Origin of the sequence: Inquilinus limosus DSM 16000 (assembly GCF_000423185.1) — a bacterium.
GTDB classification, from domain to species: domain Bacteria; phylum Pseudomonadota; class Alphaproteobacteria; order DSM-16000; family Inquilinaceae; genus Inquilinus; species Inquilinus limosus.
Genome location: NZ_AUHM01000010.1, coordinates 66,983 through 83,411 on the forward strand (window position 1 = coordinate 66,983; position 16,429 = coordinate 83,411).

The window sequence follows — 16,429 nt, forward strand, 5'->3', positions numbered from 1 at the left end:
GGGCCGATCATGCGCCTGGCCCATCTCTGCATCGAGCGGCCGATCCTGGCGACGGTTCTCTCGGTCCTCGTCGTCCTGGTCGGGATCGCCGGCTACGTCACGCTGCCGCTGGCGCAGTATCCCGAGATCACGCCGCCGACCGTGGTGGTCCGCGCCCAGTATCCGGGTGCCTCGGCCGAGGTCGTCAGCAGCACCGTGGCCGTCCCGATCGAGCAGGAGATCAACGGCGTCGAGAACATGCTGTACATGTCCTCGCAGGCCACGGGCGACGGCCAGCTCACCATTACCGTCACCTTTGCGCTGGGCACCGATCTCGACGACGCGCAGGTGCTGGTGCAGAACCGAGTGGCGGTCGCGGAGCCGCGGCTGCCGGAGGATGTCCGCCGCCTCGGCGTGACCGTCCGGAAGGCCTCGCCGGACATCCTGATGGTGATCCAGCTGTTCTCGCCGGATGGCTCGCGCTCGCCTCTCTACCTCTCCAACTATGCCACCCTGCAGATCCGCGACGCGCTGCTGCGCGTCGAGGGCGTCGGGGATGTGCGCCTGCCCACGGCCCGCGACTACGCGATCCAGGTGTGGCTCGACCCGGACGCGGTCGCCGCCCGCAACCTGACGGCCGGAGAGGTTCTCGCGGCGCTGCGGGCCCAGAACGTCCAGGTCGCCGCCGGGGTGGTGAACCAGCCGCCGGTGTCGTCCGACGGCGCCTTCGAGCTGAATGTCGAGACGCTGGGGCGACTGTCCGATCCGGCCGAGTTCGAGGCCATCATCGTCAAGACCGATGCCGATGGCCGGGTCACCCGGATCCGGGACATCGCCCGGGTCGAGTTGACGGCGCAGAGCTTCCGCGGCTCGGCCTATTTCGACGGGCGCGGCTCGCAGCCGATCCAGATCTTTCAACAGCCCGGCTCGAACGCGCTGGAGACGGCCGACCGCGTTGCCGCGGCGATGGCGGAGCTGGGCCGGAACCTGGCGGCCGGGGTCGAATACGCCATCCCGTTCAACCCGACCCGGTTCATCGCCGAATCCGTCAGCGAGGTCTACAAGGCCATATTCGAAGCGATCGCGCTGGTCGTGCTGGTGGTGATCCTGTTCCTGCACAGCTGGCGCGCGGCCATCATCCCGATCCTGGCCATCCCGATCTCGCTGGTCGGCACCTTCGCCGTCATGGCGGGGCTCGGCTACTCATTCAACAACCTCTCTCTCCTGGGGCTGGTCCTGGCCATCGGCATCGTCGTCGACGACGCGATCGTCGTGGTCGAGAACGTCGAGCGGCATCTGCGCGCCGGGCTGTCGCCGAAGGAGGCGGCGCACCGCTCGATGGACGAGATCAGCGGGGCGCTGATCGCCATCGCCCTGGTGCTGTGCGCGGTGTTCGTCCCGGCCGCGATGATGGCCGGCATCTCCGGCCGGTTCTTCCGCCAGTTCGCGGTGACGATCGCCGCCGCCACGGCGATCTCCGCCTTCGTGTCGCTGACGCTCAGCCCGGCGCTGTGCGCCCTGCTGCTGCGGCCGCATGGCGACCACGCGGCCATGCCCCGCAACGTCCTGCTGCGCGGGCTCGCCGCCGGCGCCCGCGGTTTCAACGCCGGTTTCGACCGGCTGTCCCTCGGCTATGGCGGGCTGACCCGGCGGCTGCTGCGCGTCGGCTTCCTGGTCCTTGTCGCCTATGCCGGTCTGCTCGGCGTGACCGGCTGGCAGTTCAGCCGGGCGCCGACCGGCTTCATCCCGGTGATGGATCAGGGCTATTTCCTGACGGCGGTCCAGCTGCCGCCCGGCGCCGCCCTGGCCCGCACCGACGCTGTGATGAAGGCCGTGTCCGACCGGCTGGCGGCGACCGACGGCGTCGCCCATACGGTCGCGATCGCCGGCGTCGACGGCGCCACCTTCACCAATGCCTCGAACAGCGGCGTCGTCTTCGCGATCCTGGATCCCTATGAGGAGCGGGCGGAGCGCGGCCTCGACGTCGACCGGATCATCGCCGCCCTGACGACGCAGCTGGCCGACGTCCCCGAGGCCCGGGTCGTGCCGATCAAACCGCCCTCGGTCCGCGGCATGGGCAACACCGGCGGCTTCAAGATGATGATCGAGGACCGCATCGGCGGCACGGCGGAGGAGCTGGAAGCCGCCGTCCGGCAGGTGGTCGCCGCGGCCGGCCAGTCGCCAGAATTCGCCAATGTCTTCTCGCCCTTCAACACCGCCACGCCGAAGCTCTACGCCGACATCGACCGGGTGAAGGCCGAGATGCTGGGCGTGCCCGCCAGCCGCGTGTTCGAGACGCTCGAGATCTATCTCGGCTCGGCCTATGTGAACGACTTCAACCTGCTCGGCCGCACCTTCCAGGTCCGGGCGCAGGCGGACAGCCGGTTCCGTCAGGACCCGGCGGCGCTGGAGGCGCTGAAGACCCGCAGCGAATCCGGCGCCATGGTCCCGATCGGCTCGGTCACGACCTTCGAGGAGCGGACCGGTCCATACCGCATCCCGCGATACAACCTCTATCCCGCGGCCGAGGTGCAGGGCGCGCCGGCCGCGGGCGTGTCGACCGGCACCGCCCTCGACCGGATGGAACAGATCGCGGCCGAAACGCTGCCCGACGGCTACGGCTTCGAATGGACCGAGGTCGCGCTGCAGGAGCGTCTGGCCGGCACCAGCGCCCTCCTCGTCTTCGCGGCCTCGGCGGTGTTCGTGTTCCTGCTGCTCGCCGCCCTGTACGAGAGCTGGACCCTGCCGCTGTCGGTGATCCTGATCGTGCCGATGTGCCTGCTGGCGGCCCTGACCGGGCTCCTCGCCTCCGCCATGGACGTGAACATCCTGGCGCAGATCGGTTTCGTGGTGCTGATCGGCCTCGCCGCCAAGAACGCCATCCTGATCGTGGAGTTCGCGCGGCAGGCCGAGGCCGCCGGCGCCGACCGCTTCGAGGCGGCGATCGACGCCGCCCGCGTCCGCCTGCGCCCGATCGTGATGACCTCCCTCGCCTTCATCCTCGGCGTGGTGCCGCTGGTGGTTGCCGCAGGCGCCGGGGCGGAAATGCGCCAGTCGCTCGGCGTGGTGGTGTTCTTCGGGATGGCCGGCGTGACCGCCTTCGGCCTGGTCTTCACGCCCGTCTTCTATGTCGCCTGCCGAGGGCTGGAGCACGCGGCCCGACGGCTCGCCGGCCGCGCCAAGCCCCTGACAACGGCGCCCACCGCAGCGTCTCCATCGATGCAGAAAGGTCACGAATGACCACGGATGTGATGACCATTCCCCTCGAGGCCTCCCGGCGCTACACCGCCACCGCACAATGGCTGCACTGGGTCACGGCGGCCCTGATCCTCGCCGTCCTGGTCCTGGCCTGGGTGATGGAGAGCCTTCCGAACGGCGACGCCTCGCGCGCCACCGTGATCATGCTGCACAAATCGGTCGGGCTGACGATCCTGGCCCTGACCGCCGTGCGGCTGGCGTGGCGGGCGATCCATCCGCCGCCCCCTTCGGCGCGACGGGCGGCCTGGGAGTCCGCGGCCGCCACGGCCAGCCATTGGCTGCTCTACCTCGTGCTGCTGGCGATGCCGATCAGCGGCTATCTGATGTCCGCCGGCCGCGGACGCGCCATCCCGTATTTCAACCTGTTCGACGTGCCGCTGCTGACGCCGCCGACCGATGCGATCTGGCGGATCGGCAGCACCGTGCATGCGGTCGGGCAATGGGCGCTCTACGCCCTGGTCGTGCTGCATGTCGCCGCCGCGGTTTGGCACGTGGCCGTCCGGCGGGACGGCACGCTGGACCGGATGCTGCCGGAGCAGACCGCCGCCGAGACTTACGGCCCGTAGCGCCGCCGTGCCTCGATCGCCAGGCCGACGCCGACCGCACCGAAACTATCCCCCTCCACCACCCGGGCGGCCGGTGCCTCGGCCAGTGCGGCGGCGCGGAAGGCCGGCAGCAAGGCCGAGCCGCCGGTCAGGAACACCGCGTCGAGACGGTCCGGGCTGAGGTCGGCCGCCTGAACGCAGCGGCGGATCAGCGCCGACAGCCGGCCGACCGCGTCGCGGATTGCCGCATCCAGCGCCGCCCGGCCGGCGCGCAGCCCCAGCTTCGGCTCGACCAGGCGCAGGTCGATCACGGTCGGATCCTTGCTGCCGAGCGCGATCTTCGCCGCCTCGACCCGCAGCGCCAGGCTGTGGCCGAGATTGCCCTCCAGCACCCGCAGCAGCCGGTCGATCTTCTGCGGCTCGCGCGATTCCCGCCGCACCTCGCGCACCTCCGCCACCACCTTCGGGGAATAGAGCGCGTTGATCCGGCTCCAGGTCGCCAGCATGTGGAAGTAGCGGCTGGGCGTCACCGCGCCCGGGCGCTTCATCTTCGCGCCGAGGCCGAGCGCCGGCATCACCGTGGCCAGGCTGAACAGCCGGTCCACATCGGTGCCGCCCAGCCGGATGCCGTCATTGGCCAGGATGTCCGCCGCGCGGTCCGGCAGGTCCCTGCGCTGCGGCCCGAGCCGGACGATCGAGACGTCGGACGTGCCGCCGCCGATATCGACGATCAGCGCCACCTCCTCCCGCCCCAGCCCGGCCTCGTAGGTGCGGGCCGCGGCGATCGGCTCGTATTCGAAGGACACCTCGGAGAAGCCGGCCTCGCGCGCGATCGCCTGCAGCGTGTCCTGGGCTTTGCTGTCGCCGGCCGGGTCGTCGTCGACGAAATGCACCGGCCGGCCGTGCACCACCCGCTCCAGCGCATGGCCGCAGGCCGCCTCGGCCCTGGCCTTCATCTCGGCCAGGAACATCGCGATCACCTGCTTGAAGCCGATGCGCTCGCGCCCGACCCAGGTCTCCTCCTCGATCAGCGGGGTGCCGAGCACGGATTTGATCGACCGCATCAGCCGGCCCTCCAGGCTGTCGACATAGGAGTCGATCGCCGAGCGGCCGAAGCGCGGCGCGCCGCCGACCATGTCGAACCAGATCGCGCTGGGCAGCGTCGTCGCCGCGCCCTCCAGCGGCAGCAGCCGCGCGCCGCCGGAGTCGACGATGCCGAGGGTCGAGTTCGAGGTGCCGAAATCCAGGCCGCAGACCGCCATCACCGCCTCCGCTCCAACGCCGAAAAGCCCCGGATCCGGTCGGACGGGGCTGAAGGGCGCGGGTTGTAACCCGGGCAGGAGGCGGAGGGAAGAGGCTGCGGCCCAGTGCCCGTCCTTACGCCAGCTCGTTGAGCAGGGCCTTTCCGCTTATCAAGTCGGCGGTCTCGAATCCCTCAGTGAAGGCGTCGATGACCGACGCGAGCATCGCGCGTGCCTCAGCGACCTTGCCTGCTTCGTGCCAGAGGCGGGCCAGCCTCTTCGCCGCACGCAGCTCCCACATGCGCGCCGATTGCGCCCTGGCAGTCCTAAGGGCGCGATCGAACTGCACCTCGGCATTCGCCGCGTCGCCCCGGGCAAGCGCGACCTCGCCCGCAAGTCGATACAGCTCTGCTTCGTACCAACGCTCGTCAGTGGCCCGCACCAGGCGCAACGCCTCGTCGAGCTGCTCCTGCGCCTCCGGCCATCGTCCTTCCTGGAGATAGATCTCGGCCAGAATCGAGATCGTGTAGGGCTGCTCGACCTTCTGTTCCGTCGCGGCAAGCTTTGCCAGCGCGTCGCGCATCAATTCTATGCCGTCGTCCACCGCACCCCGACGGGCGCGCGTCCAGCCTTGAAACACGCGCGCGACCTCATGGAAGACGACGATGCCCTTGTCCGCAGCGAGGCCAAGCAGCGCCGTGACGTTTGCCTCCACGGCCGCGCAGTCGCCGCAGAAGTGATACAGGTAGCAGCCGTTTCCGAGCGCCATTGCGTAGAGAAACGCGGGCATGCCTTCGGAGGCCGCTATCGCCTCCCTGGCACGGGCATGGGCCTGCTCGGGATAGCCCAGCGCGAAAAGCGCCCAGGCGAGATATGTCAACGCGAAGGTGGGGTACTGTCGGTGCGAGTACAGATCGACAAGCGCGCGGTCGGCACCACCAACACGAAGACACTCTTCCAGAAACCGGCGGCTGCGCACGAGATCGCCCAGCAGGAAGGCCGTGGCCCCGATCAGCTGGTACGCCACCGTCAGCGCTGAAGCATTGCGACCACGCTGCGCAATCTCCAGGAATTCCGTCGCGTAGCCTTCGGCGTCGTGCAGCTTCGGACGGTTAAAAGCGCAGATGAACTGCCCATAAACCACCTCCAACAGCCGATCGGCGTCGCCGGCCTGCTCGCACAGCGCCCGGGCGCGTCTGTAGGCCTCCTCGGTCTGCGATGACCCTGTCCCACGGATTGCCCGGTATATTGCGCCCAATGACATCTGCAGGCCGAGTTCGGCATGTTTTCGCCGGTCGTCCGGCAGTTCGGGCATCAGCGCGACAGCCCGAGTCAAATGGAGCTCTGCCTCGACATAGTTGGAACGCTCGCTCGCTCTCGCACCAGCGCGCTGCCAACAGGCAATCGCACGCTCCCACAGTCCTGCGGCCTCATAGTGATGCGCAAGCAGCTCAGGCTGCTCCTCCGTGATCTCCGCGAATTCCTGCTCCAGCGCTTCGGCGGTCCGTGCATGCAGTTGCTGCCGGACGCTCACCAACAAGGTCTCGTAAGCGGCGTCCTGCACCAGAGCGTGCTTGAAGACATAATGTGTCTGAGGCGGCGAGCCTCGGCGGAATATCAGTCCTGCCTGCACGAGCTCGTCCAGAGCTCGGGTCAATATATCTCCATCCAGCGACGAGACCTCCGCTAGCAGAGCTTCGCTGAACTCCCGGCCCAGTACCGACGCGGTTTGCGCGACCTCCTTCATCGCAGCCGTCCGGTCGAGCCGTGCCATCAGCGTGTCCTGCAGCGTTGCCGGAACGGACAACTGTGGCGGGCCATCACGGACAAGACCGCCTGCGCGAACGGCCGAGAAGCCGGATTCCAGTACGGCCTTGGTCAGCTCCTCGACAAACAGCGGCACGCCGTCCGCCTTCACAACGATCTGGTCGATGGTCCCCGGCGGCAGGGTCGTGGCAGCGGTCAACTCGCCGACCATGGCCGCCGCCTGCGTTCTGCTCAGCCGGTTCAGCATCAGCACGGTTACATGTGCGCGACGGCTCCAGGATGGCGTGTAATCCGGCCGACAGGTCACCACCATCAGGACGCGAGCATCCTGCAGGCGATCAATCGAAGCCGAGATCAGCTCGTCGCTCGACGGATCGATCCAATGCGCGTCCTCGATGACGAACAGCACGGGCTGCCGCGCGGCGAGGCCCAGCAGTCGATCGACGAGCACCGCCAACGTCTTCTCCTTCAGGCGCTGCGGCGTCAGGTCGAGCGCCGGATAGCGCCCGCCGACAGGAATCGACAACAGGGCCGCAAACAACGAGGCGACTTCCGGCACTGCCTGTCCAGACTCGGCCAGCAGCTGCTCCAGCTTGTCCAATTTGGCGTCCGGCGGATCGGTTCTCAGCAACCTGGCCGCCTGCTCCAGCTGGCGCACAAAGGGGTACAGCGCGCTGTTCGTGAAATGCGCCGAGCATTGGCAGCGCAGCCGCACATGCGGGTCCTCGGCAATGCACTCGCGCAACGCCTCGGAGAGGCGCGACTTGCCGATGCCGGGTTCGCCGCATAGCAGCACCACCTGCCCTTCCCCCTGCTTCGCCTGCTCCCAGCGGCGCATCAGCAGGTCTATCTCCGCGTCGCGGCCGACCAACGGGACCAACCCAGCGGCATGCAGCGCTTCGAAGCGGCTCTCGGTCGGGCGTTCACCGATCACGCGCCAGATCTGCATCGGCCTTGCGACGCCCCTCAGCTGATGGACGCCGAGGTCTTCATACGAAAAAAGCCCAGCAACCAGTTGCTTGGTGCTCGGGCTGATCACCAAAGCATTGGGGGATGCCAGCGCCTGTAGTCGGGCGGCGATATTCGGGGTCTCGCCGACGATCGCCATCTCCTCGCGTGCCGCGCCGAAGCCCATCGCGCCAGCGACGACCAGCCCGGTGTGGACACCGAGGCGGACGCCAAGCTCGATGCCCATCTCCCGCTCGAGCCGCTCGCTCAGTTGCCTGACAGCCTCGACGATACCAAGGCCGGCGCTCACCGCGCGCTGAGCATCGTCCTCATGGGCACGAGGAATGCCGAAATAGGCCAACAAGCCGTCGCCGATGTATTTCGCGACATGGCCATCGTACCGTTCAATGATGCTGGTGCAGGCCGCCTGGTAGGCGCGCAGGACCTCGCGAAGCTCTTCAGGATCGAGAGAGCCGGAGAGAGCCGTAGAGCCGACCAGGTCGCAGAACATCACTGTCAGCTGACGCCGTTCCGCCTGGTCCCCGGAAGCCGCCGGCATCACGGTCGCAACGCTGCGGACGGAACTTTCGGCCGGTGCGAGATCGGCGATCGCCTTGAGCAGCCGCTTGCGGTCAGCCAGGCGGATGATACCGAGGTCTTTCAGATCCTCATTGGTGAGCTCAGGCAACAGGTCGAAATCGACGCCATTCTCGGCGAACGCCTCTGCATAGAGGCCGAGCCCGAGATCTTCGAGCCATCTCTTCAGCTCGCGCGCCATGCCGTCTCCTGAGCATGCCCAGGGAATTTTACCGCGGATGCCGGGGGGCCTGTAGACATTCGTTTGACCGGCCCTGACTGAAAACCGGCCGCTCGGTCCCCTGCAAACACCCGAATGTCTACAGACCTCAAGCTGCTGCGCCGGACAGCCCGAACACCTGCGCCACCAGCTCATAGGAGCGCAGCCGGGCCGCGTGGTCGTGGATCATGCTGGTGATCATCACCTCGCTGGCCACGGTCTCGCCGGCCAGGCGCTCGATCTCGGCCTTCACCGTCTCCGGCGTGCCGACGATCTGGTTGCGCCGGGCGCTCTCGGCCACGCGCTTCTCCTCCGGCGTGTAGGGGTAGGACAGCGCCTCCTCCGGGCTCGGCAGGACGCTGGGCCGGTTGGTCCGCAGCCGCACCCAGGACAGCTGGTGCGGCGCGGCCAGCCGCTCGGCCTCCGCCGCGTCCTCGGCGCAGTAGACCGAGACGGTCAGGATCGCATGCGGCTCGCGCATCGCCGCCGAGGGGCGGAAGTTGCTGCGGTAAAGATGCATCGCCGGCATCGTGTATTGCGGGCTGAAGTGATGCGCGAAGGCGAAGCCGACGCCGAGATGGGCGGCGAAGCGGGCGCCGAAATCGCTGGAGCCCAGCATCCAGACCGGCGGCAGGGGCACGTCCTCCGGCACCGCGCGGACGGACCGGAAGGCGTGGTCGGCCGGGAAGGTGCCGTCGGCGAAAGCGCGCAGCTCGGCATACTGGTCGGTGAAGTCGTCGGCGACGACGGCGTCGCGCGACCGGCGCATCGCCAGCGCCGTCAGCTGGTCCGAGCCGGGAGCGCGGCCGAGGCCGAGGTCGATCCGGCCGGGATGCAGCGATTCCAGCATCTTGAACGCCTCGACCACCCGCAGCGGCGCGTGGTTCGGCAGCATCACGCCGCCGGAGCCGACGCGGATGCGCTGCGTCACCTGGGCCAGATGGCCGATCAGCACCTCCGGCACGGTCGAGGCCACGCCGGGGATCGAATGGTGCTCGGCCACCCAGTAGCGGGTGAAGCCCAGCCGATCCGTCAGCCGGGCGAGATCGAGCGAGTTGCGGACGGCCTGGCCGGGCGGGGAGCCGGCGGCGATCGGCGCGAGGTCGAGGACCGAGAGCGGCAGTGTCATGTCCTGAACTTTGGCAGCCCCGCCCAGGGTTCAAGGCGCGGCGCCGCCCGGCACGGCTGCGGCCCGGGCATGGCCGTCATCCGCGTCCGGCGGCACCCGGCGCTGGACTCGGCAGCGACTCGTGTCGGATCCAGTCGAGATAGCCGGCGTCACCGCCCTCGATCCTGAGGGCGACGATGCAGGGCAGCTCGTAGCCGTGCAGCTCGCGCACCCGGGCGGACAGGGCGGTGAAGCGGTCGGCGCGGGTCTTGGCGATCAGCACCGTCTCCGCCGCCTCCTCCACCCTGCCCCGCCAACGGTAGATCGACCGCGCGCCGGGCAGGATGTTGACCGAGGCGGCCAGACGCTCCTCGACCAGCGCCCGGCCGATGCGGGCGGCCTCGGCCTCAGAACCGGCGGTGACATAGGCGAAGACGACAGCCATGGTCTCCTCCAGGGACTTGCCGCGGGGGCGTTCCTCGTCGGACGCGTCAGGCGCCCGCACGCGCGGCGCAGCGCGCCGCCACGCCCGGCGCGACCGCGCAGAGCAGCTCGAACATCAGGGTCGCCCCGGTCAGGGCGGTGAGGCCGGACGGGTCGAAGGGCGGCGAGACCTCGACGAGGTCGGCCCCGATCAGGTCCAGCCCGGCCAGGCGGCGCACCATCCGCTGCGCCTCGCGGGTGGTGATGCCGCCGATCTCGGGGGTGCCGGTGCCCGGCGCCATCGAGGGGTCGATGGCGTCGATGTCGAAGGTCGCGTAGGCCGGCCCCGAGCCGAGGATCTCCAGCGCCTCGTCCATCACGTCGTCGGGGCCGCGGCGGTCGAACTCCTCGATGAAGATCATGCGGATGCCGCAGGCCTTGGCGAAGTCGTAGTTGCCGGCATCGGAGATCGAGCCGCGCAGTCCGATCTGGACCATCCGCTTGGGGTCGACCAGCCCCTCCTCGATGGCCCGGCGGAACGGCGTGCCGTGGTTGTAGGGATTACCGAAGAAGCTGTCATAGGTGTCGGAATGGGCGTCGAACTGGATCAGCCCCACCGGGCCGTCGGCGACCAGGCCGCGCAGGACCGGCAGCGAGACCAGATGGTCGCCGCCGGCGGAGATGGGCGTCGCGCCGGACCGGCGCAGGTCGGCGTAGAAGGCCCCGATCGCCTCCAGCGACTTCGGCAGGCTGATCGGATCGACCGGGACATCGCCGCAATCGCCGACGCGAACGAGATCATAGGGCGAGACGCCGGTGACGTGGTGGACGCGGCGCATCAGGCTGGACTGGTTGCGCAGCTCGCGCGGCCCGTGCCGCGTCCCGGCGCGGTTGGTGACGCCGCCGTCGAAGGGCACGCCGACCAGCGCGACATCCACCTCGGCCGGGTCGGCCACCGGCAGGCGCATGAAGGTCGGGATGCCGGCGAAGCGCGGCACCCGGCCGGAATCCAGCGGCTCGAACTTGCCTGCCAAGGCCACCTCCCGATCATCCCCGCCGAACAGCCCGCTCCGGCGCTCGTCCGGAGCGGGCCGGCCGGCTCAGACGTTCAGCAGCAGGTTCTCGCGTTCCCAGGAGCTGATGACGCGGTGATAGGCATCATACTCCTTGTTCTTCACCCACCACACCGCATCGACCAGCTTGTCGCCCAGCACCTCGCGCAACGGGCGTGAGGCGGAGAACTTGTTCAGGCTGTCGTAGAGGTGGCGCGGCAGGGTGAAGGCCAGGCGCTTGGCCGACCCCTCGATCGGGTTCGACGGCTGCATCTCGTTGACGATGCCGAGATAGCCGCAGGCCAGCGAGGCCGCGAACATCAGATACGGGTTGCAGTCGGCGCCGGCGACCCGGTTCTCGACCCGCTTGGCCTGCGGCTCGTCGATCGGCACGCGGAAGCCGACCGTGCGGTTGTCCATGCCCCAATGGACGTTGATCGGCGCGTCGCTCTCAGGGTCGAGGCGGCGGTAGGAGTTGACGTTCGGCGCGAACAGCGGCATCGCCGCCGGCACGAATTTCTGAAGGCCCGCGATATAGGCCAGGAACATCTCGCTGTTCCCGCCGTCCTCGGCCGCGAACAGGTTCCGGCCGGTCCTGGCGTCGTTCACGCTCTGGTGCAGATGCATGGCGCTGCCCGGCTCGTCCTTCAGCGGCTTGGCCATGAAGGTGGCGTAGACGTCGTGGCGCATCGCCGTCTCGCGCACCGTGCGCTTGAAGATCAGCACCTGGTCGGCGAGGTCGAGCGGGTCGCCATGGTTGAAGTTGATCTCGATCTGTGCCGCCCCGGCTTCATGCGCCAGGGTGTCGACATCGAGGCCCATCGCCTCGCAATGGTCGTAGATCTCTTCGAAGATCGGGTCGAATTCGTTGACCGCGTCGATGCCGTAGGACTGACGCCCGGTCTCCGGCCGGCCCGACCGGCCGATCGGCGGCTCCAGCGGATAGTCCGGGTCGATGTTCTTCTTGACCAGGTAGAATTCCAGCTCGGGCGCCACCAGGGGCTTCCAGCCCTTCTCCTCGTACAGCTTCAGCACCCGCCGCAGCACGTGGCGGCTGGAGATCTCGCAGGGGCTGCCGTCGACATATTCGCCGTCGCAGATCACCTGCGCCGTCGGCTCCTCGTACCAGGGCACGATGCGGACGCTGTCCGGGTCCGGCACCATGTAGATGTCGATATCGGCCGGGTTGGTGACGTCGTCGTCGGGGTATTCCCCGGTCACCGTCTGCATGAAGATCGATTCCGGGATCCGCATCCCGCGGGTCTTCAGGCCCTTGATGAACTTGTCGTCGGGCAGGATCTTGCCCCGGGCGATCCCGTTGATGTCCGGGACCAGGCATTCGACTTCGGTCACGCCATGCTCGTGAATGAAGTCTTCCAGTTTTGACATAAAATCATGGCCCTGCCCCTTTAGGCGGGCCCCGCTTCTCGTTTCTGCGCCACCCACCATAGCCGAGCCCCCCGGGGGGGTGGGAAGAGAAGAACGGCATCATGGCCGCTCCGCCCCGGCCCGGCTTGACAGTTCCAGGCCGGCTGCGAGGATGGAGGCTTCGTGGCAACAATTGCGTGACCAAATGCATGAACGCACATCGAACGACATCGTAAGGAACTTCCGCGCGCAATATCCCGACATCACGCACATCGACGCCCTGGTCTGCGACATGTGCGGCGTCCTGCGCGGCAAGAAGGTCCCGGTCGGCACGCTCGACAAGATCTTCCGCGACGGCCTGACCTTCCCCGGCTCCCTCTTCGCCACCGACATCACCGGCGAGACGGTCGAAGAGACCGGCCTCGGCTTCGCCGACGGCGACGCCGACCGTGACTGCCTTCCCGTCCCGCACACGCTCGATCCGGTGCCCTGGCTGTCGCGCCCGACCGGCCAGGTGCTGCTGGCGATGCGGGACCTCGACGGCTCCCCCTTCTTCGCCGATCCGCGCACCGTCCTGGCCAATGTGGTGCAGCGGATGAAGGCCGACGGGCTGCATCCGGTGGTGGCGGTGGAGCTGGAGTTCTACCTGGTCGACCGCAAGCGCGGCGAGGACGGGCGGCCCCGCCCTCCGATGTCGCCGATCAGCGGCAAGCGGCAGGACACCACGCAGGTCTACGGCATCGACGAGCTGTACGACTTCAACGAGCTGCTGCACGAGATCTACGACACCGCGGTGGCGCAGGGCATCCCGGTGGACAGCCTGGTCTCGGAATACGCGCCCGGGCAGTACGAGATCAATCTGCGCCACGTCGCCGACCCGCTGGAGGCCTGCGACGACGCCATCCTGTTCAAGCGCGTGGTCCGGTCGGTCGCGGCCAAGCACGGGGTCGAGGCTACCTTCATGGCCAAGCCCTATCCCGACCAGGCCGGCAGCGGCTTCCACATCCATATGAGCCTGCTGGACGACGCCGGCCGGAACATCTTCGCCGACGAGGATCCGCACGGCAGCCCCGCCCTGCGCCACGCCATCGGCGGCCTCGGCGCCACCATGGCCGAGGGCATGGCCGTGTTCGCGCAGAACCAGAACGCCTTCCGCCGGTTCCAGCCGAACTCCTACGTGCCGCATGCCCCGACCTGGGCGGCCAACAACCGCAGCGTGTCGCTGCGCATCCCGCCGGGCAAGCCGGAGGACCGCCGGGTCGAGCACCGCGTCGCCGGCGCCGACAGCAACCCCTATCTGGTGGTCGCGGCGGTGCTGGCGGGGGCGCATCACGGTCTGAAGCGGCAGATCGATCCGGGTCCGCCGATCCAGGGCAACGCCTATGACAAGATCGAGCCGACCCTGACCTCGTCCTGGATCGTGGCGCTGGAGCAGCTCGACGGCTCGGCCTTCTTCAACGAGTATTTCGGCCGCCGCTTCCTCGACGTCTATCTGGCTCTGAAATGGGCCGAGCGGGACAAGTTCTTCTCCCAGATCAGCCAGCTCGAATACGACTGGTATTTAAATAAAGTGTAGATGGTCTTCCAGGATATGGGTCGATGCAGAATCGGTGGCGTTGCGATTGCGACGCTGGATGCTCGCCCCATCACCTGGGGGTGAATTTCGAGCACAGGGCCGGTCCCTTCGGGGCCGGCCTCTTTCGCTTCAGCCCTTGCGTCCGAAGAGATAGGCGCCGTGATAGCCGCCGCCGTGGTCCATGTGCTGCAGCCATAGCCCGTCCATGCCGTGCCGAATGAAGATGGAGACCACCCGGCCTAGGTCATAGTCGTACATCATCATGTGGCCGACGCCGGTCGGGTTGTGAGCCGACAGAATCTCGATGTTCCGTCCGTCGTAGCGCACATCGATGAGGCCCGCGACCGGACCGGCAACGGCCTGCGGCTCACGATGCGTGGTGACGTGGAGCGAAGCTACGCCGCCGGAGGACAGGCCGCTCAGCAACCGGTCAATAATTTCATAGCCGCGCTCCGGCGGGATGTGCTGGAGCACGATGTAGGTGTTGACCCAGTCGTAGGGTCCTTCCGGGATCTCTGATTGGAACGTCGCGGTCGCGACGTTGCGCATCGCAGATTGTCTACCCGCCTCCGCCAGCATGGCCGGTGATATGTCTACGCCGGTGACGCGCTCCGCAATCTTGGCCATAGCGAGAGCCAGACGGCCGACGCCGCAGCCGAAATCCACGGCATGCGTCGGCCGGAATTCGGATGTCAGCTTATCACGTATGGTGGAGACGACGCGCGAGATATCCCAATCGCCCGAGGCGAAGAACTCTTCCACCCGCTCTGCAGTCAGATTCTCGGGCAGGAATTTTGGGTCAGTAAGAACCGCGAAATACGGCTTCGTCTCGCCAAAATGGCGCCAATCGGCGTCGGTGTCGCGCATCGTTCCCCCCGAAGCTGCGCGCTACTGCAGGCGCAAGATGAGGCTGGAGCATGTCTTGCGTCAAGAAACGACGGTGCGCGCCTTCAGGTCCCCGAGCCGGATGATCGCCCGATTGTCGGCCGCTGGAGCGGCAAGGGTCAGGCCCGTGGCCGGCGCTCCGGCGCGGCAGGCGCCTGCCCGGAACGCCGCTTCGGCGCGTCCTTCGGCTGGGCGGGGGCGGATGATTCCGCCCGGCGCTGCCGCTTGCTCGCCGTCTTGCGGTCGGGCACGTGGATGTCGAGCAGCTCGGCCAGCCGCTCTTCGTTGCCGGCGGTCATCTCCGCCCGGGTCGCGAAAGCCAGCTCCCGCGCCTCGTGCTCGCCGAGCTGGGTGACCGAGTACTTCTTCTGGCGGCGCACGCCGTCCTGGGTCCAATAGGCCGTCCAGAACGCCGAGGTCCCGCCGGGACGGACATAGCGCGCGACCCCCGGCACCCCGTGCGGCGTGTTCCTGCGCGGCAGCAGCCGCGTCCGCAGCGAGCGGATCTCGTGATGCTCCTGCAGATGCTCCAGCGCGAAAGCCTCGGCGGCGGCCTTCGCCTTCGCCGATGAACCGTGGGCCAGGTCGGAAAAGAACTTGCGCGTGTGCCGTCCGGCGACCGAATACCGTACGAGCCAACCGAGCATTCGCTTCGCGGGATTGTCAATTCGGCTGACGCGCATCGAGATCTCCAGCTTGATCAAGCGGATACTGGCACAGGCTGCAGCCGTTTTGCAGCGATTGTCCACCCATGAAGGAATTGTAAGATTCAGTCCGCGGGCCTGACGCCGCCGGAGCGGGCCGGCCGGCCTGAAACCGTCGAGGAGGGATCGAATGCTGGAGCTGCGCCCGAATTGCGAATGCTGCGACAAGGATCTGTCGCCCGATTCGCGGGAGGCGGTGATCTGCAGCTTCGAATGCACATTCTGCACGAGCTGCGCCGGGACGGTGCTGGGCGGCCGCTGCCCGAACTGCGGCGGCGGCTTCGCGCCGCGGCCGATCCGGCCTCCGGCGGCGCTGGCCCGCCACCCCGCCTCGACCGTCCGGGTGCTCAAGCCGGAGGGATGCCGCCCGGCCACCGGCTGAAGCCGCCTTCGGCATCGGACGTTCCCGCTGAGGTCACCTGCGCCGCCAGAGGAGGCTTGTCTTCATCCATTTGATGTTATGATATAACGTTAAATAAACCGGATGAGAGCCATGCCAGACCAGCCGCACCACACCGTCGAACGCATCGCCCCGGGCATACACAGCCCGGCCGGCTTCACCCGGGCGATCGGCGAGATCCGCCGCCTCATGGCCGAGCTGGAGGCCGCCGGCCTGTCCGCGGCCGCCCTGTCGTCGGCACTGCTGACCGAAGCGATGCCGCGCCTGGTCGCGGTGCACGGCGCGTCGCGCTGCGCCGAGCTGCTCGGCTCGCTCGCGCTCGAGCTGCGCTTCGACCCTGAAGCGGCCGAACCCGCCCCGCGCCGGCTGGTGTCGTGAC

The 16,429-nt window shown here is 68.2% G+C and carries 13 protein-coding genes; 5 read left to right on the plus strand and 8 right to left on the minus strand.

What is annotated here, in order from left to right:
• Positions 1-9 precede the first annotated feature (9 nt).
• Together G537_RS37675 and G537_RS0112635 are read left to right on the plus strand one after the other, a co-directional pair.
• Positions 10-3,219, plus strand: a complete 3,210-nt coding sequence (locus tag G537_RS37675) for an efflux RND transporter permease subunit (RefSeq protein WP_064742120.1) — start codon at positions 10-12, stop codon at positions 3,217-3,219.
• Entirely contained in the window at positions 3,216-3,803 is a 588-nt protein-coding gene (locus G537_RS0112635) for a cytochrome b (RefSeq protein WP_051248358.1), read from the plus strand. The genes G537_RS37675 and G537_RS0112635 overlap by 4 nt, the downstream gene beginning before the upstream one ends.
• Here the strand turns inward: G537_RS0112635 and G537_RS0112640 are convergent.
• From G537_RS0112640 to G537_RS0112665, 6 genes are all read right to left on the minus strand, one after another.
• Positions 3,791-5,044, minus strand: a complete 1,254-nt coding sequence (locus G537_RS0112640; protein ID WP_026870432.1) for an Hsp70 family protein — start codon at positions 5,042-5,044, stop codon at positions 3,791-3,793. The two genes, G537_RS0112635 and G537_RS0112640, sit on opposite strands and share 13 nt — an antisense overlap.
• Before the next feature lie 115 nt (positions 5,045-5,159).
• Positions 5,160-8,516, minus strand: a complete 3,357-nt coding sequence (locus G537_RS0112645; protein ID WP_026870433.1) for an adenylate/guanylate cyclase domain-containing protein — start codon at positions 8,514-8,516, stop codon at positions 5,160-5,162.
• 127 nt (positions 8,517-8,643) lie between these two features.
• Complete coding sequence (locus G537_RS0112650) at positions 8,644-9,663, minus strand: LLM class flavin-dependent oxidoreductase (RefSeq protein WP_026870434.1); 1,020 nt, start codon at positions 9,661-9,663, stop codon at positions 8,644-8,646.
• 76 nt (positions 9,664-9,739) lie between these two features.
• The gene (cutA, locus tag G537_RS0112655) at positions 9,740-10,087 is read right to left on the minus strand and encodes a divalent-cation tolerance protein CutA (RefSeq protein ID WP_026870435.1); all 348 of its coding nucleotides are present in this window, start codon (positions 10,085-10,087) and stop codon (positions 9,740-9,742) included.
• Between the two features lie 46 nt (positions 10,088-10,133).
• A complete protein-coding gene (gene speB, locus G537_RS0112660; RefSeq protein ID WP_425402291.1) occupies positions 10,134-11,105 on the minus strand; it encodes an agmatinase in 972 nt (323 codons plus the stop codon).
• Positions 11,106-11,165: 60 nt separating this feature from the next.
• Positions 11,166-12,506, minus strand: a complete 1,341-nt coding sequence (locus tag G537_RS0112665) for a glutamine synthetase family protein (RefSeq protein WP_026870437.1) — start codon at positions 12,504-12,506, stop codon at positions 11,166-11,168.
• Between the two features lie 184 nt (positions 12,507-12,690).
• Between G537_RS0112665 and G537_RS0112670 the strand changes: the two genes are divergently transcribed.
• The gene (locus G537_RS0112670; RefSeq protein WP_051248359.1) at positions 12,691-14,061 is read left to right on the plus strand and encodes a glutamine synthetase family protein; all 1,371 of its coding nucleotides are present in this window, start codon (positions 12,691-12,693) and stop codon (positions 14,059-14,061) included.
• A gap of 129 nt (positions 14,062-14,190) precedes the next feature.
• Here G537_RS0112670 and G537_RS42030 read toward each other — a convergent pair whose 3' ends face one another.
• A complete protein-coding gene (locus G537_RS42030) occupies positions 14,191-14,928 on the minus strand; it encodes a class I SAM-dependent methyltransferase (protein WP_026870439.1) in 738 nt (245 codons plus the stop codon).
• Positions 14,929-15,065: 137 nt separating this feature from the next.
• Complete coding sequence (locus G537_RS37685) at positions 15,066-15,593, minus strand: AP2/ERF family transcription factor (protein WP_162146102.1); 528 nt, start codon at positions 15,591-15,593, stop codon at positions 15,066-15,068.
• Positions 15,594-15,780: 187 nt separating this feature from the next.
• Here G537_RS37685 and G537_RS0112685 point away from each other — a divergent pair, with 187 nt between their 5' ends.
• Positions 15,781-16,032, plus strand: a complete 252-nt coding sequence (locus G537_RS0112685) for a DUF1272 domain-containing protein (protein ID WP_026870440.1) — start codon at positions 15,781-15,783, stop codon at positions 16,030-16,032.
• Positions 16,033-16,143: 111 nt separating this feature from the next.
• A complete protein-coding gene (locus G537_RS0112690) occupies positions 16,144-16,428 on the plus strand; it encodes a hypothetical protein (RefSeq protein ID WP_026870441.1) in 285 nt (94 codons plus the stop codon).
• Position 16,429 lies beyond the last annotated feature (1 nt).

Bases quoted from the DNA above. Each gene is read 5' to 3' on its own strand.
- G537_RS37675 (WP_064742120.1), top strand. From the start codon at position 10: ATGCGCCTGGCCCATCTCTGCATCGAGCGGCCGATCCTGGCGACGGTT.
- G537_RS0112635 (WP_051248358.1), top strand. From the start codon at position 3,216: ATGACCACGGATGTGATGACCATTCCCCTCGAGGCCTCCCGGCGCTAC.
- G537_RS0112640 (WP_026870432.1), bottom strand. From the start codon at position 5,044: ATGGCGGTCTGCGGCCTGGATTTCGGCACCTCGAACTCGACCCTCGGC.
- G537_RS0112645 (WP_026870433.1), bottom strand. From the start codon at position 8,516: ATGGCGCGCGAGCTGAAGAGATGGCTCGAAGATCTCGGGCTCGGCCTC.
- G537_RS0112650 (WP_026870434.1), bottom strand. From the start codon at position 9,663: ATGACACTGCCGCTCTCGGTCCTCGACCTCGCGCCGATCGCCGCCGGC.
- cutA (WP_026870435.1), bottom strand. From the start codon at position 10,087: ATGGCTGTCGTCTTCGCCTATGTCACCGCCGGTTCTGAGGCCGAGGCC.
- G537_RS0112665 (WP_026870437.1), bottom strand. From the start codon at position 12,506: ATGTCAAAACTGGAAGACTTCATTCACGAGCATGGCGTGACCGAAGTC.
- G537_RS0112670 (WP_051248359.1), top strand. From the start codon at position 12,691: ATGCATGAACGCACATCGAACGACATCGTAAGGAACTTCCGCGCGCAA.
- G537_RS42030 (WP_026870439.1), bottom strand. From the start codon at position 14,928: ATGCGCGACACCGACGCCGATTGGCGCCATTTTGGCGAGACGAAGCCG.
- G537_RS37685 (WP_162146102.1), bottom strand. From the start codon at position 15,593: ATGCTCGGTTGGCTCGTACGGTATTCGGTCGCCGGACGGCACACGCGC.
- G537_RS0112685 (WP_026870440.1), top strand. From the start codon at position 15,781: ATGCTGGAGCTGCGCCCGAATTGCGAATGCTGCGACAAGGATCTGTCG.
- G537_RS0112690 (WP_026870441.1), top strand. From the start codon at position 16,144: ATGCCAGACCAGCCGCACCACACCGTCGAACGCATCGCCCCGGGCATA.